The organism is Staphylococcus sp. MSU001, assembly GCF_052976705.1.
On record NZ_JBRIKK010000005.1, the window covers coordinates 62,179 to 82,975 of the forward strand.

At 31.9% G+C, this 20,797-nt stretch carries 17 protein-coding genes; 3 read left to right on the plus strand and 14 right to left on the minus strand.

The annotated features are described in order from the left end of the window. Positions 1-48: 48 nt before the first annotated feature. Positions 49-1,287, plus strand: coding sequence for a S1C family serine protease (locus ACVBFA_RS03590; protein WP_126122364.1), 1,239 nt, complete (start codon positions 49-51; stop codon positions 1,285-1,287). 190 nt (positions 1,288-1,477) lie between these two features. Here the strand turns inward: ACVBFA_RS03590 and tyrS are convergent, their stop codons facing one another. Beyond that, positions 1,478-2,743 (minus strand): tyrosine--tRNA ligase, encoded by a 1,266-nt coding sequence (gene tyrS / locus ACVBFA_RS03595; protein WP_126122363.1) that lies wholly within the window; start codon positions 2,741-2,743, stop codon positions 1,478-1,480. 390 nt (positions 2,744-3,133) lie between these two features. Between tyrS and ACVBFA_RS03600 the strand changes: the two genes are divergently transcribed. Next, positions 3,134-4,039, plus strand: coding sequence for a transglycosylase domain-containing protein (locus ACVBFA_RS03600; protein ID WP_126122362.1), 906 nt, complete (start codon positions 3,134-3,136; stop codon positions 4,037-4,039). Positions 4,040-4,128: 89 nt separating this feature from the next. On the opposite strand, the gene ACVBFA_RS03605 is transcribed toward ACVBFA_RS03600, so the two are convergent. The 11 genes from ACVBFA_RS03605 to ACVBFA_RS03655 form a co-directional block, all read right to left on the minus strand. After that, positions 4,129-5,796 carry a formate--tetrahydrofolate ligase gene (locus ACVBFA_RS03605; RefSeq protein ID WP_126122361.1) on the minus strand — a complete coding sequence of 556 codons (1,668 nt, stop codon included), beginning with the start codon at positions 5,794-5,796 and terminating at the stop codon, positions 4,129-4,131. Between the two features lie 417 nt (positions 5,797-6,213). Further along, positions 6,214-7,203 carry a catabolite control protein A gene (gene ccpA / locus ACVBFA_RS03610; protein WP_002486756.1) on the minus strand — a complete coding sequence of 330 codons (990 nt, stop codon included), beginning with the start codon at positions 7,201-7,203 and terminating at the stop codon, positions 6,214-6,216. A gap of 255 nt (positions 7,204-7,458) precedes the next feature. Next, entirely contained in the window at positions 7,459-8,550 is a 1,092-nt protein-coding gene (locus tag ACVBFA_RS03615) for a bifunctional 3-deoxy-7-phosphoheptulonate synthase/chorismate mutase (protein ID WP_001830908.1), read from the minus strand. 434 nt (positions 8,551-8,984) lie between these two features. Then, positions 8,985-10,208: a YtxH domain-containing protein gene (locus ACVBFA_RS03620; RefSeq protein WP_164539686.1), complete on the minus strand. Its 1,224-nt coding sequence runs from the start codon at positions 10,206-10,208 to the stop codon at positions 8,985-8,987. 77 nt (positions 10,209-10,285) lie between these two features. Next, positions 10,286-10,777, minus strand: a complete 492-nt coding sequence (locus ACVBFA_RS03625) for a DUF948 domain-containing protein (protein WP_001830868.1) — start codon at positions 10,775-10,777, stop codon at positions 10,286-10,288. 74 nt (positions 10,778-10,851) lie between these two features. After that, positions 10,852-12,165 (minus strand): UDP-N-acetylmuramate--L-alanine ligase, encoded by a 1,314-nt coding sequence (murC, locus tag ACVBFA_RS03630; protein WP_002457837.1) that lies wholly within the window; start codon positions 12,163-12,165, stop codon positions 10,852-10,854. A gap of 20 nt (positions 12,166-12,185) precedes the next feature. Further along, on the minus strand, positions 12,186-15,695 hold the full coding sequence (locus ACVBFA_RS03635) for a DNA translocase FtsK (protein WP_447158782.1): 3,510 nt from the start codon (positions 15,693-15,695) through the stop codon (positions 12,186-12,188). A 20-nt stretch (positions 15,696-15,715) separates the two neighbouring features. Then, complete coding sequence (gene ytpR, locus ACVBFA_RS03640) at positions 15,716-16,312, minus strand: YtpR family tRNA-binding protein (protein WP_002446696.1); 597 nt, start codon at positions 16,310-16,312, stop codon at positions 15,716-15,718. Positions 16,313-16,334: 22 nt separating this feature from the next. Beyond that, complete coding sequence (locus tag ACVBFA_RS03645; RefSeq protein ID WP_126122357.1) at positions 16,335-17,189, minus strand: DUF1444 domain-containing protein; 855 nt, start codon at positions 17,187-17,189, stop codon at positions 16,335-16,337. Positions 17,190-17,326: 137 nt separating this feature from the next. Beyond that, positions 17,327-17,638, minus strand: a complete 312-nt coding sequence (locus ACVBFA_RS03650; RefSeq protein ID WP_002446698.1) for a thioredoxin family protein — start codon at positions 17,636-17,638, stop codon at positions 17,327-17,329. Positions 17,639-17,643: 5 nt separating this feature from the next. Next, positions 17,644-18,729 carry a M42 family metallopeptidase gene (locus ACVBFA_RS03655; RefSeq protein WP_126122356.1) on the minus strand — a complete coding sequence of 362 codons (1,086 nt, stop codon included), beginning with the start codon at positions 18,727-18,729 and terminating at the stop codon, positions 17,644-17,646. Positions 18,730-18,813: 84 nt separating this feature from the next. Between ACVBFA_RS03655 and ACVBFA_RS03660 the strand changes: the two genes are divergently transcribed. Further along, the gene (locus ACVBFA_RS03660; protein ID WP_002474691.1) at positions 18,814-19,128 is read left to right on the plus strand and encodes a PepSY domain-containing protein; all 315 of its coding nucleotides are present in this window, start codon (positions 18,814-18,816) and stop codon (positions 19,126-19,128) included. A gap of 159 nt (positions 19,129-19,287) precedes the next feature. Here ACVBFA_RS03660 and trmB read toward each other — a convergent pair whose 3' ends face one another. Together trmB and ACVBFA_RS03670 are read right to left on the minus strand one after the other, a co-directional pair. Further along, on the minus strand, positions 19,288-19,935 hold the full coding sequence (gene trmB / locus ACVBFA_RS03665) for a tRNA (guanosine(46)-N7)-methyltransferase TrmB (RefSeq protein WP_126122355.1): 648 nt from the start codon (positions 19,933-19,935) through the stop codon (positions 19,288-19,290). A gap of 13 nt (positions 19,936-19,948) precedes the next feature. Further along, positions 19,949-20,740 (minus strand): phosphotransferase family protein, encoded by a 792-nt coding sequence (locus tag ACVBFA_RS03670; RefSeq protein WP_002457844.1) that lies wholly within the window; start codon positions 20,738-20,740, stop codon positions 19,949-19,951. Between the last annotated feature and the right edge of the window lie 57 nt (positions 20,741-20,797).

Sequence of the window (20,797 nt, forward strand, 5' to 3'; positions counted from 1 at the left end):
CAAACGATACATAATAGTAATACAGACTACAAATTATGGAGGTAACAAATGTCAGAACAAGAAAAGAATCAACACCACTATCGAAATTCTTCACAGAAGCGACACACTTTTCCATGGATTAAAACAATTATTGTTGCAATAATCGCTGGAATTATTGGAGCACTTCTCGTCTTAGGTATTGGTAAACTCCTTAATAAAACTGGTTTTAACAATGAAGGTGCTACTGTTCATCAAGTTTCAAATAGTCATGGTGGCAATCAGTTAGATGGTAAAAGTAACCAATACAAATCAGTACATGACATGATTAAAGACGTTTCTCCCGCAATTGTCGGCGTGATAAACATGCAAAAATCTACAAACCTTGATGATCTATTCAATGGTAAGGCATCTAAATCAAAAGAAGCGGGGATTGGTTCCGGCGTGATTTATCAAATAAGTGATGGTTCCGCATATATCGTTACAAATAATCACGTTGTTGATGGTGCTTCGGAAATTAAAGTTCAACTACATAATACAAAACAAGTAGATGCCAAATTAATAGGTAAAGATGCCCTAACAGATATTGCTGTTCTAAAAATAAAGGATACAAAAGGAATAAAATCAATTCAATTTGCTAATTCATCAAAAGTTCAAACTGGCGATAGTGTTTTTGCAATGGGTAATCCACTAGGATTAGAATTTGCAAATTCTGTTACATCAGGAATTATCTCAGCTAACGAACGTACAATTGATGCCAATACTTCTGCTGGTAATACTAAAGTTAATGTTTTACAAACAGACGCTGCAATAAATCCTGGTAATTCAGGTGGTGCATTAGTAGATATTAACGGAAATCTCGTTGGTATCAATTCCATGAAAATTGCGGCAGCACAAGTAGAAGGTATAGGTTTTGCTATACCTAGTAATGAAGTTAGAGTGACCATTGAACAACTCGTTAAGCATGGTAAAATTGAACGACCTTCAATCGGTATAGGTCTTATAAACTTAAGTGATATTCCTGAAAACTATCGTAAAGAACTACATACTCATAAAGACAAAGGTGTTTATGTAGCTAAAGTGGACAGTGATAATGCCATTAAAAAAGGTGATATTATTACTGGAATAGATGGTAAACAAATAAAAGATGATACAGATTTAAGAACTTATTTATACGAAAGCAAAAAACCAGGTGAAACGGTTACTCTAAAAGTTATCAGAGATGGTAAGACACAAGATATTAATGTGAAATTAAAAAAACAAGCATCTGCACCTGAATCATCTCAATCACCAAGTCAATTTGCTCAATAAAATATTTTCACTTTATACTTATTGATTTTAAGCTATTTTAGTTGACCGATTTTAAATAAAAACTCTGAGTATACTTCATTGTAAGAGATACTCAGAGTTTTACTTTTATAGTTATTCCTTTTTAAATAAATCTTTTAATTTTTACAATATACATAAAATATTGTTAAATAATCAAATAATTTTTTGTCATTTATGATTGGTAATTAACCATGAAATATTTTTTCTTTCCTCGTCGAATTATTGTAATTTCATCTTCAATGAGGTCTTTACTACTTAACTCATAATCTACTGATTGTTGACGTTCACCATTAATATATATTGCACCGTTGTTTACATCTTCACGAGCTTGACGTTTAGATGAAGCAATACCTGTTTCAATAAGTGCTTCAATTATATTTGTCGTTGTTGTAGATAGCGTTACTTGAGGTACATCTTTAAACCCTTCTTTAAGTTCTTTAGCAGATAACGATTTTAAATCTCCACTAAACAGTGCTTTCGAAATGCGTATAGCGTCTTTTAAAGCTGCTTCTCCATGAATAAATTTCGTCACATTTTCAGCTAGTGCTTTCTGTGCTTCACGTAAGTGAGGCGCTTCATTTTTTGATTGTTCTAATCGATTAATTTCTTCTTTTTCTAAAAAAGTAAAATATTTTAAGAATTTAATTACGTCTTCGTCAGATTGATTAATCCAAAATTGATAAAATTCATATGGGCTTGTCTTTTCAGGATCTAACCACACAGCTCCAGACTCTGATTTACCAAATTTCTTCCCATCCGATTTAGTTACTAATGGGATTGTTAGTCCATATGCCTCAGTTTGTCCATACATTCGTCGCATTAATTCAATACCACTTGTAATATTACCCCATTGATCAGAACCGCCTACTTGAATTTTACAATTTAACTCACGATTTAAATAACCAAAATCAATAGCTTGTAAAATCGTATAAGTAAATTCTGTATAAGAGATACCATGTTCTAAACGAGTTTGAATAGAATCTTTTCCTAGCATATAGTTAACGCCTACATGTTTACCATAATCTCTAAGAAAACTAATCAACGAAATTTGACCAAGCCAATCTTTATTATTGACTAATTGTGCCCCTTTATCACTGTCAAATTCAAATAACCGATGCATTTGATTAGACAGGCCTTTGACGTTAGCTTCAACTTGTGATTCTGTTTGTAACACACGCTCTTCAGACTTTCCAGAAGGATCACCTATCATACCAGTACCTCCCCCAATTAAGACGATAGGACGATGCCCATGTTCTTGGAATCGTCTTAATGTTAAAAAAGGTAACAAGTGACCAATATGTAAACTATCAGCTGTAGGGTCTGCACCGCAATATAAAGTGACCTGTTCCTTATTTAATAATTCTTCGATACCTTCTTCATCTGTTTGTTGATAAATTAACCCTCTCCATTTTAAATCTTCTATTAAAGCATTAGCCATTGATAAAATCCTCCTAATTTTTTAAATTAAAAAAGTTAAAGATATTTAATAAATATAGTGATTTATTCAAACCTATTAAAAAGCGCCCCTACAAAAATGTAAGGGTGCTTATGCACGGTACCACCATACTTAGATAGAGTTCGTTACTCATAAATATCTCTCTTAATGATACGTTCATTAATAAAACGTTGAATAATAAAAATAGCAAGGTGTATTCACCAATAAGAAACTACTAGTTCACAGCCACCACTAGTTCTCTTTAAGCTTTCTCAAAAGTTACTTGTCCTTTATATTCAAAACATATTGAATTGAATATTATTATAGTTAACATTATTTTAAAAGTCAAATTTCAAGATGTGGTATACTATATCTAACTTTAGGAGGTATCTAATGCATTTCAACAAGTATCAAATACTAACTACAGATAAATATACTAAATTTGAACATTTATATAAAAAAGTCAAACATATATGTGTCATGATTTTTTTGGTGTTTTTTTTGATTGGTTTTATCATACTGTTGTCATTAGTATTTTACTTCCAACAATTAACTAAAGATGCTTCGTCAATAAGTGATAAAGATTTGAAAGCAAAAATCCTTAATATACCTGGCGATGAGCTAATAAATCATAATAATCAAATTTTGGAAGAATATGATCATTCACAAAATACACTTATAGTTGGACCGAACCATGTAAATTCAAATATTATACATGCACTTACAGCCTCTGAAGATACATTATTTTATAAACATAACGGTATCATGCCTAAAGCACTTTTAAGAGCGATGCTTCAAGATATCACAAATTCAAACCAATCTTCTGGTGGTAGTACGATCACGCAACAATTAGTAAAAAATCAAGTGCTCTCAAACAAAAAAACTTATAGTCGTAAAGCAAATGAAATTATCTTGGCTACACGGGTCGAAACTTTATTATCAAAAGATGAAATCATATATACGTATTTAAATATCGTTCCTTTTGGTCATGACTACAACGGTGCCAATATAACTGGTATTTCTTCCGCTTCATATAGTCTGTTTGGTATACCTGCAAAAGATTTGAATGTTGCACAATCAGCGTATCTCATTGGCTTACTGCAAAGTCCATATGGCTATACGCCTTATGACGAACATGGCAAAATAAAGCCTCACCATCTTTTAAAATTGAGCATGAAACGTCAACAATACGTACTTAAACGTATGCGTGTTGAAGGAAAAATTTCTAAACAACAATACAAAAATGCTGAAAAATACAATATTAAACAGCACTTGCTGAAACAATCGAAAGACGAATAAAAATCAAATATATTTTTCAAAATTTTTGAAATGAAAAGAGAGCGAGCAATATTTATTAACAACACTGACTCACTCTCTTTTTTATTTTCTTAGAAAAGACCTATTGCTTTCCCATCATCAGTAACATCCATATTTAGTGCAGCTGGTTTCTTCGGTAAACCAGGCATAATCATTATAGCACCAGTTAATGCAACGATGAATCCAGCGCCCGTTTTAGCTTCAAGTTCTCTAATTGTTATTTCAAAATCATTTGGGGCACCTAACAATGTCTGATCATCACTAAATGAATATTGAGTTTTAGCCATACAAATCGGATATTCATCCCAGCCATTCTCTTTAAATTGCTTTAATTGCTTTTGTGCTTTACTACTGAAATTTACTTTTGAACCTCCATAAATTTCTTTAACAATCGTTTCAATTTTAGCTTCGAGTGGTTGTTTTAACTCATATAAAGGCTTAAAGTTTTGAGGTTCCTGCATTACATCGAATACTTGGTTAGCAAGTTCAATTCCACCTTCTCCACCTTTTTCCCATACTTCTGTTAAAGCAATACGTACTTGATTATCTTTAGCCCATTGTTTCACACACGCTGTTTCAGAAGGTGTATCATGAATAAATACATTTAAAGCTACTATGGGTTCGACACCGTATTTTTTAATATTATTCACATGTCTTTCAAGATTAACGAGTCCCGCTTCAACTGCCTCTATGTTCTCATGTTGAAGTTGGTCTTTTGCAACACCACCATGCATTTTTAAAGCACGAATTGTTGCTACAACAACAACTGCTGAAGGATCGAAACCTGCTTCGCGAGCTTTAATGTTCATAAACTTTTCGGCACCTAAATCAGAACCAAATCCTGCTTCTGTAACAACAATATCTGATAAGTTTCTAGCAGTTTCAGTTGCTAATATAGAGTTACAACCATGAGCAATATTGGCAAAAGGGCCTCCGTGAACAAGAGCTGGAGTTCCCTCAATTGTTTGAACCAAATTTGGTTTAATCGCATCTTTAAGTATTAAAGTTAATGCACCTTCTACTTTCAAATCAGAAACTGTTATCGGTTTGTGATGACGTGTATAACCAATGGTAATTCGACTTATTTTTTCTTTTAAGTCTTTGATATTTCGGCTTAGACATAAAATGGCCATTATCTCTGACGCAACTGTTATATTAAAACCATCTTCTCTAGGTACTCCGTGAGTTGGACCACCTAATCCTACGTTAACATGACGTAACGCACGATCATTCATATCTAAAACACGTTTCCATTCAATTCTTCTTTGATCAATTCCTAATTCATTTCCTTGATGTAGGTGGTTGTCGATAAATGCAGAAAGTGCATTGTTTGCAGTAGTAATTGCATGAAAATCACCATTAAAATGTAAATTAATATCTTCCATAGGAAGTACTTGAGCATAACCACCACCAGTTGCGCCTCCTTTAATACCAAAAGTTGGTCCTAAGGCAGGTTCTCGTAATGCAACGGTAACATTATGATTCAACTTGTTAAATGCATCAGCTAAACCTACAGTTACTGTGGATTTTCCTTCTCCAGCAGGTGTTGGGCTCATAGCAGTTACTAATACGACTTTCCCTTTTTTCTCCTGTTCTTGTATCTGATTAATATCTATTTTAGCTTTATAGTGGCCGTATGGTTCTAAAGCATCCTCAGTAATTCCTACTTTTTTTGCAATTTCACTTATTGGTTTAAGTTTTGATAAGTTTGCTATTTCTAAATCTGATAAATGTGCCAAAATATTCAGCCCCTTGATTATAAATAATTAACGAGTTATATGAATCATGATAACCGACTTACATTTAAATGTCGAATATTTTAATGTATTTAGTACTAAAAGTTCGTTATTTAAGAAATACTCATGCTATTCGTATTCTGGATACATAAGAAATTTTTGCAAAAGTTACACGAATCACAAAATTTGTAATTCGTTGATAATATGATAATCATATTCATCCATAAAATTACTAAATATTTAATTGTAATAACAAAAACAATTACAAAGCTATTCCTTAGTAATATCTGTTAAAGTGAATTTATATAGAAAAATTGAATGATTTAGATACAATAAAAGAATATGAAAAACACTCTATAATGAAAATATTTTTTCACTATAGAGCATTAATCTAGATTTCTTATATGTCACTCATTATTTTTACTGAGTTGTCCCACGATATTCTATTCTATGAGGCAATATGACATTAGGATTTTCAATTTCTTCATCATTCATGTATTTAGTCAGTAATCTCATTCCAACAGCACCAATATCATACAATGGTTGAATAACACTAGATAACTGTGGTCTCACCATTTCAACTAAACGTGTATTGTTAAAGCTAATAATCTGTAAGTCTTCAGGTACTTTTACACCAGCATCTTGTGCACTATGCAATATACCAATTGCTTGCTCATCACTGATACAAAGAACAGCATCTGGTAAATTCGAATGTAATTGTTCAAATGTTTTTATACCTGATTTGTAACTTTCATTGCCAGATAAATGTAATGTATCGTCTAATTTTAGTTGATGCTGACTTAAAACATTTTTAAGACCCTCTAAGACATCATCTTGTGCCTTTATAGAATATTCTCCACCTATTAAAGAAAAAGTTTTAGCACCCTTCTCTATAAGATATTGTGTTGCTTCTTCGGCTGCTTGTTTAAAATCGATATTTACAGATGCAATATGATCATCCTTACCATCCGTTCCAGAAACTACGACTGGTACAGATGATTGATTAATAAGACTTTTAATTTCTTCAGAAATAGTTCCACCTAAGAAAATAATTCCGTCGACTTGTTTACTTAATAAATTATTAAAAATTTCTTTTTCTTTTTCTGGATCATTATCTGAGTTTGAGATAATTGAGTGATATTTGTACATTGTTGCAATATCTTCTAAACCTCTTGCAAGTTGAGAGTAATAAACATTTGAAATATCTGGAATAATAACTCCGACCGTCGTTGTACGTTTACTTGCAAGACCTCTTGCAACTGCGTTAGGTCGATAGTTTAACCTTTTAATGACTTCATTTACTTTATTACGTGTTTCTGGTTTAACATTCTGGTTTCCATTTACTACACGTGAAACAGTTGCCATTGATACCCTGGCCTCTCGGGCTACATCATATATTGTAACTGTCATAATTTCCTCCTTGTAAACGTTTTATTTGTTATTATAACGTGTTTTCATATCATTTTCAAAGTTTATCATATTTGTATAGTTTGTGAAATCATTTTATGTTTTTGTCACAATTCTGTTAAAAACTTCGTTACATTTAATATTTTTTATGTGATTTTTTATTAATGAGTTGGTATAAATAAAATTTCCCATAGCTCAAAATATATAGAACTATGGGAAATTATTACTTATTTAATTGTATAACGATACATTGATCTACTATTTCAGTTTCTTCGAATTGTACATATCAGCAAGTGGTTTTAATTCATGATAAAATTGATTGAATTCATTAAGATCCATTTGTTGACCAGCATCACTTAAAGCAACAGAAGGATCTGGATGAACTTCGGCCATAACTCCATCAGCACCAACGGCTAAAGCCGCTTTCGCTGTCGGTAACATAATATCTTTTCTACCTGTACTATGCGTTACATCAACCATAACAGGTAAATGTGTTCCTTGCTTTAAAATAGGTACAGCTGAGATATCTAATGTATTTCTAGTTGCTTTTTCGTATGTACGAATACCTCTCTCACATAAAATAATATTTCGGTTACCTTGTGAAGCAATATATTCAGCTGCATAGATAAATTCTTCTATCGTTGCTGATAAACCACGTTTCAATAAAATAGGTTTGTCTGTACGACCAGCTTCTTTAAGCAACTCAAAATTTTGCATGTTTCTAGCACCAATTTGGAAAACATCCAAATAATCTGAAGCGATTTCGAAATCATTTGGATTAACTATTTCACTTACTACATTTAAGTTATATTTATCTTTAACATTTTTCAAAATTTTAAGACCTTCTACTCCAAGACCTTGGAAATCATAAGGAGAAGTTCTAGGCTTAAACGCTCCACCACGAATAAATTTCTCACCTTTAGCCTGCAAATCTTGTGCTACAGCATCAACTTGTTCTTGTGATTCTACAGAACAAGGACCAAATACAAATGATTTATTACCATCACCAATGATTCCGCCATTATCAAATTTAACAATCGTATCTTCAGGTTTCAATTTACGTGATACATAAAGATGTTTTTCATTTTCTGATTTTTGTAAATCTGTAGAGGCTTTAAAAATTTCTTTAAATAATTGCTTAATCACATTGTCGTTAAATGGACCTTTATTTTTATCTAATAGCTGATTAATCATTTCCTTTTCACGCTGAGGATCATATACTCGTGTACCTTGCTTAATTTTTTCTTCACCAATTTTCTGTGCTAATTCTCCTCGCTTCGATAGTAATTCTAATATTTGATCATTTAAGGAAACAATTTCTTCTCTATACTGTTCTAGTTTATTCGTCATTTCTACTCACCTCTAAGATATAGTTCCGCATAAAGTATGTTACTTTAAAGCGATAAAATTAAAAATATTCAAATCTAATTTTAACAATTTCACATTTATAGTTCAAGCGTTAATTTACAGAAAATACTAAATCTTCTGTAAATTTATGTAAATAATAATTTATTAAATAATGACATTCTAATATTATTAAAATGATAAAAGAGATAGGAACGAACTGAATATAAATTCGTCGTCCTACCTCTAGATGTCTGATATTATTTAAATTTCTAATATTAAAGTGAAATAATCTCTTAAATTAATGACTTACATTTAAAATTTAACATAATAATTACAATAGTTTATAAATCGTGTTAAGTAGATAAAGAATATAACTTTTATAATGTTCAATACACTTCATTGTACTCTTTATCATTGTGAATATTTAAAACTCGAGATTAATCATTAAATGTTCGTTTTTCAATTTTGCTACTAGTTTTTTCTACTTTTTGTTGTTTATTGCGTTTGTTTTGATTAGGTGTATGTTGCTGTTTACCTTCGGAATCCTCTTTAGTTGCTGTAATGTTCTTAGTCTGATTCGCATTTTTTTGGATGTGTAGATTATTTGAATGTTGTTTAGATTCAGTAATAAGTGTAGGGATACGCTTCAATTTTGTTTGAGCTTTCGCAATTGATGGTTCTTTTAACAATGATTCTGTAAGTTGTGTTTCTTTAGAACCATTTGTGAGCTTAGATTTTTTCTCTTTTGCTGCCTGTGCTAAGCGATAAGCATCTAAATTAGTACCTGATGCTTGAGATTGATTTAAATTAGTTACAAGATTTGGAACATCAGAGTTATTTGAATGTTTTATAGATTCTTCTTGCATTAGGTTTTTCGTGTTACTAGCAACTTTATTATTGTTATTTATTTTATCTCTTTTTGCTTTTGCCGCTGCAGCTAATTTTTCTGTTTCAGTTTCTGACTTACTTTTAGTATCTTCTACACTTGCAGATGGGTTTGCTAAATTATGGCTACGTGCTTCTTCTTTAACTGCCGTTTGAGCAATTGCAATTTCTTCAGCAGAAGGTTCTTTCTCACTATCTATGTGTGTCATAGATGTTTTATTGTTTGAATCAACTTCACTTTTAGCTTCTTGAATGGCCTGAGCTTCTGGTGATTCATCCGCTAAATGCGTTTCGCGTTGTATCGCATTTTGTTGAGCTGCTAATTCTGTTGCTGATGGTCTCACACCATCCGCTTTTTTTGTTTCTTTTTTTGCTTCTTGAATTGCCTGAGCTTCCGGTGATTCATCCGCTAAATGCGTTTCGCGTTGTATCGCAGCTTTTTGAGCTTGTAATTCATCTGCATGTATATTATCTTTGGAATCATTTTTTAATTGCTCAACTTTAGATTTAACAGAAAACATTGTATCTTCCGCTCGTTGTTTATAGTCTTCAACTTTACTGCGTAAATCTTGTTCTTTTTCTTTCAATTCATCCGTTTTTTTATATATTTTATTTTTATAGTACAATCCAACAGCAGAACCTACTATCGCACTTGCTATGAAACTAACTACGAAATCCTTACGTTTCAATGAGTTAGATTGTGAACGAGATGAGCGATGATACAATTCTTCGCTTGTATGGCTTTTCTCGAAATTATCACGATTATAATGTTCCATAAACTTTCCTCCTAAAACAAAAGCACTTAAATAAGTAAAAGCCTCATTTAAGTGCATTTGTCATTAAATAGTATTAATTATTTATTAACACGAGAATTGTAGCTATGATTTGCATCATCTGCTACAGTGTTTGTTTTGTAGTTTGCACTTCCTCTACGATTGTATCTGTTTTGCCATTTGTCAGCAATCTCCATTGCAACATTTGACCACTGTACAACTTGAGAAATTTTATCTTCATTTTGAGAAATATTGTGCGTAATTGAGTTTGTAACTCTATCTACAGATCCATTTAAGTTTTGTACTGAGTCTCCAATGCCCTTAACAGCATCAACTACAGAATTTAAACGATCAACTTTACCTTGAATATCTTCAGTTAAGCGATTCACTTTATGAAGTAAATCAGTAGTTTCACGAGTAATACCTTGAACTTGGCCTTCAACACCATCCAGTGTTTTAGCCACATAGTCTAAATTCTTTTTAACAGAAATAAGTACCACGACGATACCGATACATAGAATTAAAAACGCTATCGCAGCGATGATTCCTGCAATTGGTAAAATCCAATCCATTAAAAACGCCTCCTAATTACCATAAAATAAAAGTCATTAATATTTAATACCCATGATGCTTTTATATAAACATATTAAAAATCATTTTTTACGCCTAATTTTTCAAAATAAGCTTTTAGTAACTTTTGAATGTCACCTGCGCCCATAAATAAAATTACAGCGTTATCAAATTTTTCTAATACGTCAATACTATTTTCATCTATAAGCGTCGAGCCGTCAATACGATTGATTAAATCTTTTATAGTTAAATCTCCCGTATTTTCTCTTATTGAACCGAATATTTCACATAAAAATACTTGGTCTGCCTTACTTAAACTCTCAGCAAATTCGTTTAAAAATGCTTGAGTTCTTGAGAACGTATGTGGTTGAAAAACGGCAACAACATCTTTTTGTGGATATTTTTTTCGCGCTGTCTCAATTGTAGCACTAATTTCTCTTGGATGGTGTGCATAATCGTCTACTAATACTTGATTTGATACTTTTGTTTCATTAAAACGACGTTTTACACCACCAAATGTTATCAGGGCTTCTTTAATATTCTCTACATTCATGTCTTCTAAATAACTAATTGCTATTACAGCAAGTGCGTTTAGAATGTTGTGATTTCCAAATTGTGGGGATAAGAATTGATCATAAAATTCACCTTGAATATATACATCAAATTGCGTACCCTTTTCAGTAATTTGAATATTTTTAGCATAGATGTCATCTGTTTCTTTAAAGCCATAATAATAAACCGGAATATCCACATCTAATTTACGTAAATATTCATCATCACCCCAAGCAATAATTCCTTTTTTAACATTTAACGCCATATGTTGGAATGCATCATAAACATCATCGATATTTTTAAAATAATCTGGATGGTCAAAATCAATATTAGTCATAATTGCATAATCAGGATGATAACTTAAGAAGTGCCTACGGTATTCACAAGCCTCAAAAGCAAAATAGTCACTTCCTGGTAGTCCCATACCTGTACCATCACCGATTAGGAATGAGGTCTTTTTATCTCCATTCATCACATGTGATAACAAACCAGTTGTAGACGTTTTACCGTGTGCACCTGTAACAGCAACAGATGTATATTGATTTATAACATGACCAAGAAAGTCATGATACTTAATGACATCAAGCTTTAATTCATGTGCTTTAACAATTTCTTCATGATTATCAGGAAATGCATTACCTTGGATGACAACCATTTCTTTTGTAATATTATTTGCGTCAAAGGGTAAGATTTTTATCCCTTTATTTCTTAAGGCAACTTCTGTAAAAACGTAAGATTCTATGTCTGAACCTTGTACTTCATGACCAAGGTCATGCATGATTTGTGCTAATGAACTCATGCCTGAGCCTTTAATTCCGACAAAATGATAGTGTGTCATTTCAATACTCCTTACTCATTTTATTCTTTATTTAAATCCGCTTCTGTAATATAAACATCCCTTGGTTTAGAACCATTAGCACCTGAAATATATCCTAATTGTTCTAGCTGATCGATAATTCTTGCCGCTCTGTTATAACCAATTTGGAAATGTCTTTGGATAAGAGAAGTAGAAATATGTCCCTCTTCAACCATAAACTCACATACATAATCAAATAAATCGTCTTGTGCTTGAGTTTGTGTTTTCTTTAATAGTTCTTTTTCTTCAAATAAATATTCAGGATCACGCTGTTGCTTAATAAAGTCAACAACTTCATCTATTTCGTCATCTGAAACAAATGTACCTTGAACACGTATAGGTTTATTCATACCGCTACCTAGATAAAGCATATCACCATAACCTAATAATCTTTCAGCGCCGCCACTATCTAAAATCGTTCTAGAATCAACACTCGATGAAACCATAAATGCAATTCTAGTAGGTATATTAGCTTTAATAAGACCAGTGATTACATTCACTGATGGTCGTTGTGTAGCAACTAACATATGGATACCACAAGCTCGAGCTTTTTGAGCTATACGTGCAATAGATTGTTCTACATCTTGTGGTGCCATCATCATGAGATCAGCTAACTCATCAATAACTATAACAATTTTAGGCATTCTTTGCTCATAAGGTGCTTTTTTATTGAAAGCAGTAATATTTCTGACATGATATTGAGCAAACAATTTATAACGTTTTTCCATTTCTTCAACAGCCCATTTTAAACTTTGTGTAGCTGCTTTTACATCTGTTATTACGGGTGATACAAGATGTGGTAAATCGTTATACGGTGCAAGTTCTACCATTTTCGGATCAATGAGTAATAAACGCAATTCTTCTGGATGATTTTTATAAAGTAAAGACATTAAGATACTATTGATACATACTGATTTGCCTGACCCTGTAGCACCAGCGATAAGTGCATGAGGCGTTTTAGCGATATCCATCAATAAGGGTTCATTATTAATTCGATATCCCATTGCAACCGTAAGTTTGGACTCTGTATTTTTAAATTTAGGAGATTCAATAATTGACCTTAAATTCACTTTAGTAGGATTTTGATTTGGCACTTCAATACCTACTAAACTTGTACCTGGAATTGGTGCTTCAATTCTAATATCTTTAGCAGCTAAAGCCATTTTTATATCATCTTGTAATGCAGTGATTCTTGATACTTTAACACCTTTTTCAACAGATAATTCGAATCGAGTAACACTCGGTCCTTCTGTTACATTTTTCACTTCCGCAGGCACGTTAAAATAATATAATGCGTCATTTAATTCTTGCTTTTTATTATCTATCCAATCTTGATCTTTTTCATGTGGTTCTGGTTCTTCCAATAATTGATAGCTCGGCAATTTAATATTCGGTCCTTTACGAATACGTTGAAAATTTTGATTTGATGTACTTGAATTTGAAGTTTGTGTATCAATATTTTCACTTTCATTTGTTGAATATTGCGACCGTTTTGAATGACTTATATTACTTTGATTGCCAGTTTCATTTGAAATGTTAGTTTTAGCATGGTTTGGGTTCTCAAAATGAAAATCATCTTGTAGCTTTTGTATTTGCTCATCGTGTTGTTTGGATGATGTTTCATGTACGCGATTATCACTTGCTGAATTAATATCATGCTCAATGACATTAGCTTCATTACTATTAGTATCCGTTTTTCTATTAGTATTGATTTGTTTAAATTCTTCAGATTTATTAGATTCCCTGTCTTTTCTATGATTTGCATTCGCTTTTTTTTCAGGTGTAAGCTCTGGAACACTTATTTTTTTGTGTTTTTGATCCATCATTCTCTTTTTATCTGACGGTGTCATTAAAACATTAAACGGTCTACTACCACCAAAACGTTGTTTTCTTGTTTGAACTGTATCAGAATTTGAAGATTTTGATGAATTTACATTTTTTAATTTTACATTCTTATCTTGTTCTAAATCATTGTTTGTATTAGATTTAGTCTTCTCGTCACTAACTTTTGCACTTGTTGTTTCATCTAAGTGTGTAATTTCTGTATCATTTTTATCCTCATTTGGTTTAGCTCTTTCAGTGTCATTATCTACACTTGCACTGATTGCATTATCATACATATTTGAATTAATTGATTCTGAACTAATTATATCCTCTTGGGACTTACTTTGGTTTTGTTGTCGGTTATCATCTAATTCGTGATATTCGGCATCTTCTACTTCCGAATCATCATTAGAATGATAATGATTAGACGATACTAAATCTTCATCAATTTTAGATTCAGTTTCTTCTTCATTAACTTTATATACATCTGATGTCGCATCTAAGTCAATTTCTTCGTAGTTAAATGAAGGTGCATTATTTTTCGCTTCTTTATTGTCTATGTCGCTGCTGTTTGTTTGTTTCTCAAGGCTATTAGGTGACGAATCTTGATTGCTTTCATTTTCTAAATCCAATGAACTTTCGCCTGTATAATGTTGGGCTTGCTTCGCATACATTTCATCAATAGCTTTTTGAATTGAATCTTCTTCTGACTGTTGATTTTGTTGACGTTTTTGTTGTAAGGCTTTCTTAAAACGTCGTTTCTGAAGAACTTTACGTTCTCTTTCTCTTCTGATTTCTTCTACAATTTGTGAAGCATAGATGTTTTCAATATTAATCGTATTATCTACTTTAGAGTAATTTGGTGTTTTACGCTTAGTAGTTTGATAATTGGACTTTTCAACATTATGAATATTTTCTGATGATGACTCAGTTTGAGCAGTTGTTTGTTGTTTTTTCTGTTTATTTTTTTCAACATTATCATCGTTAGTATTAGAAACATTTATTGACGCATCTATTGATTTCGTTGAATGTGAGACTTCATCCTTTTGAACAATCTCTTTATCATTTAATTCCTTATGTTCTGGTGGTATGACACCATTTTCAATCGGTCTTCGTTTTTTTGTACCAAAAATCGCTGAGGGTACCTCACTTGATTTAAAACTATGATTTAAATATGTAAATTCAGGAGATGTCGACGTATTCTTAGTGTTTGCTTTGTTTTTAATATTTTCAGATTGTATTGATTTGCGTTGTTGTGAAGATTTCTGATTGTCGTTTTGATTAAAAACACTGTTATTATTTGTATAATTATTATCTGCAAATTGCTTTTGCTGTGTAATCTTAGATTGATTGTGTTTTGAATACGCTTGGCGACGGCGTCGATGTCTTTTACCAGAAGAATCAAAATCAAGGTTATCATGCTGGTTATATGAACTCATCGTATCATTTGTTTCTTCTTGGCTATGTTCATTATAACTTTCATTTTTTTGCGTATATTCATTTTCAGAAACTTGTATAGGGAATCTAAATTTACCTCTTGGTCGACTATAAATATCATTATTTTGAGGCAGTAATGAGTCTTGATTATTTTGTTTTGATTGCTGAGACTGACGTCTATTTTTATTTTTGCGTAACAAATCGTCATTCGAACCGTTGTCATCGCCAAATAATTTATCAAACCAGCTCATAATTACACTACCTTTCTTAATTATTCAAAAAATGCCTGACCAATATCATAGTCATCATTAAGTACCATAATTCCTTTTTCTTTAGGAGCATTAGGCAAATTTAATTCTTTCATTGAGCAAATCATACCACTAGAATCCACCCCACGTAATTGGGCATCTTTGATTACCATGCCACTTGGCATAACGGCTCCAACTTTTGCAACAACAACCTTCTGACCAGATTCTACATTTGGAGCCCCACAAACAATTTGAAGTTTTTCAGTACCAACATTTACATTTAACACACTTAGTTTGTCTGCATTAGGGTGTTTTTCTTTAGTTTCTACGTAACCCACTACAAATTTAGGCGATACATCAGTATCAAGTTGATAATCAAAACCTGCTTCAGTAATTAGTTGTTGGAAATCTTTGATTAATTCAGTAGTTAGTTTAATATGTCCATTATCATTTATTGTCACATTGTTAGACACACGAAATATATTATAACCTACGACCTTATTTTCTTTTTTTATTTCTACCACATTCTGTTTTTGCTCATATTCAAAAGGGCCAACTGAAGGTTCAATTTGAATAAATGCAACATCTCCAACACCTTTAGGATTGTAAAATAAGTTCATTCATAAAACTCCATTTCTTTCATTAATCTTTTTTGAATTTTTTTCTGTTAGCTTCTAAACGTTGAATAACGTTAGGGTCTCTTTTTTGTTTATTATTTTTTCCCAAAATAAATATTGGCTCTAGATATCCGTTATCATAACCAAATGATAAAGAAGTAATCGGAACAAGTCCTTTAGTAAAGAATTCCATAGTCAAATGAGCCATAACATCATAACCTGTTTTATTTCTAATATCCGCAAGAATTAATACATCTTGATGTGGCACACCAACAAGCATTTCACCTTCACATTGGTGTTGAATATGATTTAAAAAGGAAGTATTTAAAATACGACTTGCATCATATCCATCATTTGTGTTGATAAAGTAAAAAATATTACCTTTAACTTCATCCGTACTATAGCGACACTCTAACTTACGAACATTAAATAGTGACATTTCTTTCACTTGTTGAGCAGTTAAATTTAATGTTTGTAACATATTTTCATCTATTAGCCGATAAGATTTTCCTAAATCAAGAGCGTAATATATATTAGTTTCAGCAGTATGTTCTGTTAACACAAATGCATGACCTTCTTTAGTTTCTTTATCGAAACTTGTAGCTCTTATAACCGGCATAATTTGTATGTCCTCAACATTATTTATCTCTTCATCACCCATCTGAGCGATTGCTTCCTCGACATAATAACAAATTTCATCTATAATCTTTTCTTTTTGTTCTTCGTATTTTGCGACGATAGCGTTAAGTTTAATCGTTACACCTTTGTGATTGTCAATTCTTACAATACGTAACGTTTCTTCTTCTCTATCAAACTTGAATTCTACGTCTAATTGTTTTAAACGCGCTTTCAATTTATCTCTCATTTGGAAGACATTCATTATTAACACTCCCTATTTTCGCACCTTTTTACAGTTTACAATAAATAATGTTGAGTTAACAGAAAAAACTCAGATAATCACATTAATTTGTTATTATAAATTAATGTAGATTTGCTGAGTCATTTTCTGACTAATTATTAAATGTGTTGAGATAAAAATTGATCAATTTGATCAATTGATTTTCTCTCTTTACCTATATAACTTCCTAAAAGTTGACCTTCTTTAAAGATAAGAAAACTAGGAATACCTAAAATATCATTTTGAACACAAATATCTATAAATTGATCTCTATCTACAGACACAAATTGTAATTGACTGTATTTTTTCTCTAATTTAGGTAAATCCGGTTCAATCACCTTACAATCTGGACACCATTCAGCAGTGAATTCAAATACTGTATACCCTTTTTTTAATTCTTCAAATTGTTGTTCTGATTCAAGTTTAATCATAAATGTCAAATTTCCTTTCCATATTGTAATTGTTGAATTTGTTCACTTGTTAAATGAATAATACTTTCTTTTAACAAGTGACGTGCAGCAAAATAATCTCTAATATCAAACACCGCATCTGTACTATGAATATAGCGTGCACACACTCCAATAACAGCTGTTGGTATACCTTCATTCGCTTTATGAATCTCCCCACCATCTGTACCACCAGGTGATATATAATATTGATATGCAATCTGATTTTCTTGTGCTAGCTTAAGGAGATAATCTCTAAATATTGGTTTAAGTATCATAGTACCATCTTTGATACGAATTAAAGTCCCCTCCCCTAACATACCAGAAAGTTGTTGTTTACCTTTGATATCATTTGCAGGGGAACAATCGACAACGAATGCAATATCAGGATCAATTTGCTTTGCGGCAGCTTTAGCTCCTCTAAGACCAACTTCTTCTTGTACATTGGCACCAACATATAAATCAACATCTAGTTGAACGTCTTTTAATAATTCTAATATCTCAATAGCTAAGACACAACCATATCTATTGTCCCAGGCTTTCGCGCTGTATCTGTTTTTTGACAACTGAGTCATTATTGTGTGAGGAACTATTGTATCACCAACCTCCACACCCCGATTGCGTACTTCTTCTGATGAAGAGGCACCAATATCTAACATTAAATCTTTGATTTGAGGTATGCTTTCATTTCCTGTTCTAAAATGTTTAGGAATATTAGCAACTACTCCGATAATTTCTTTACCGCACCTATTTTTTATCTTTAACCTTTGCCCTTGCCAAATATCATTAGCTACGCCACCTAAATTTGTAAATTGAATCATTCCATTATCATTAATATGAGTAATCATAAAACCTATTTCATCCATATGTGCTGCTATCATAACTCGAGGTGCGTTTTCTTTATTTGATTTTTTTATTCCATAGAAACCACCCATCTTATTTTGAATAAACTTATCCACGAACGGTTCCATTTCACTCTTCATATAACTTCTCACTTCATCTTCAAAACCGGGTGCTCCATGAAGTTCTGTTAATATTTTAATTCGTTCCAATGTTTTTGAGTTATCAATAGTCATATAAATTCTCACTCCTTATGCTTAATTATATCATCTTCAATATGGTAAACTAATGATATGAATTATGTAAGAGGAGAATTTGTGATGAAGTCAGTTAATTTTAAAAAAATAACCATATTGTTTTTTTCTACAGCTTTTTTAATATTAATCTTTTCTCTCATTTTTTTGACGAAGAAAAAACTGTATAACGCCGAATTATTACTTAATGAAGTCAAAACTTATTTTAGAGAAGTAAAAGGTTCCTATATTGTGCAAGAACCAATTGTTTTAGAAAATATAAATCAGAACCAACCAATATACCAAGGTGGCATCACAGTATTAAAAAATGACCATCTTATTAATTATGAGTTTTATGCAGATGCTGTGTCAGGACAAATTATTGACATTATTGAACTCTGAGTCAAAATTGATATTATATAATAACAAAACCCTATCACAATAACTTCGCCCCAAATGAATTTATATTTAAAATCATTTGGGGCTTTTTGTAAAAAAACCAACTTTCATGATAATTTTAAACATAAAAGTTGGTTTGATATTAATCATAAGTTACTTATTCTATTCAAAACATTTATGAAATTTAGCTTCCATTCGATAAATACGAGATCCCTTTTCAGAGAATTTCTTCTCATATTCTGTCACAATATTATCTTCATCATCTTCATCGTGTAAATTTAAATTCATTTTAGTAAAATACATTCCAAATTGCGACATACTTTCTATACTAAATGCGAACAAACCACGATTATCAGTTTTAAAATGAATTTCACCGTCATCTTTAAGTATTTGTTTATATAATGCAAGGTATGTATGATACGTTAGACGTCTTTTTGCATGACGCTTTTTAGGCCAAGGATCTGAAAAATTTAAGTAAATTCTAGATATTTCATTATCTTGAAAATACTCATTAAGCTCAATAGCATCATTACAAATCATTTTTAAATTTTTTAGGCCCACCTCTTTAGTTTTATCAAGAACTTTGTACATCACACTTTTTTCACGTTCCATTGATACAAAATTAATCTCTGGATATTGTGCTGCTAATGTTGTTATAAATTGTCCCATTCCTGAACCAATTTCAATATAAATCGGTTGTTCTTTTTCGAACCACTCAGACATTTTACCAGCGTGAGCACCGTCCATGTCTACTAAATCAGGATGGTTCTTTAAATAATCTTCGGCCCACGGTTTGTAACGAACTCTCATCATTAATTACTCCTTATATAAATAAGTTACTATTCATTACTTCATTTAAAAATTTCAGCCATGTATTCATATCTTTATAGCGTTTTTGTTCTTCATACCACTGAATGAGACCAATTGCTTGAATAACTGTGTACCATTTCATACGTTTATTCAAATTGACACTTTCTTCAACGCCATAAGTTTTAAACCACTGAGACCATTTGTTTTGAGGAACGTAATTGTAAAGCAGCATACCAATGTCAATCGCTGGGTCTGCAATCATTGCACCTTCCCAATCCACAAGGTAAAGTTCATCACGATCTGATAATAACCAGTTGTTATGATTAACATCTCCATGTACAACAGTAAAGAAACGTGCGTCTAAATTCGGTATATGATCTTCAAGATAGGTTAAAGCTCTTCTCACAACATGATGCGTTAAAACTTCTCTTGAAAGTGATGCGTTAATTTTATTCAACATAATTTCAGGCGTAATAGGTTCCATCTCCATACGCTTTAACATTGTTAATAAAGGTCTTGAACCATGAATTTTATGTAGTAGTTCAGCAACTCTGGTTTGATTCATTTCATCTTCATTTAATTCTCTACCATTTTTCCAATGCTGAGCTGTTACTACTTCACCTGTTTCAATACGTTTCGTCCAAACAAGTTTAGGTACAATACCTTCTGCAGATAGCGCAGCAATAAAAGGATTTGAATTGCGTTTTAAAAATAATTTTTGTCCATCTTGTTCAGCCATATATGCTTCACCAGAAGCACCTCCTGCTGAATCAAGTGTCCACCCTAACTGATAAAACTGCTCCAACACGTTCACCTCACTTTCAACTAGAAAATGGCTCAAGAAATAGTTTTTCTGAGCCAT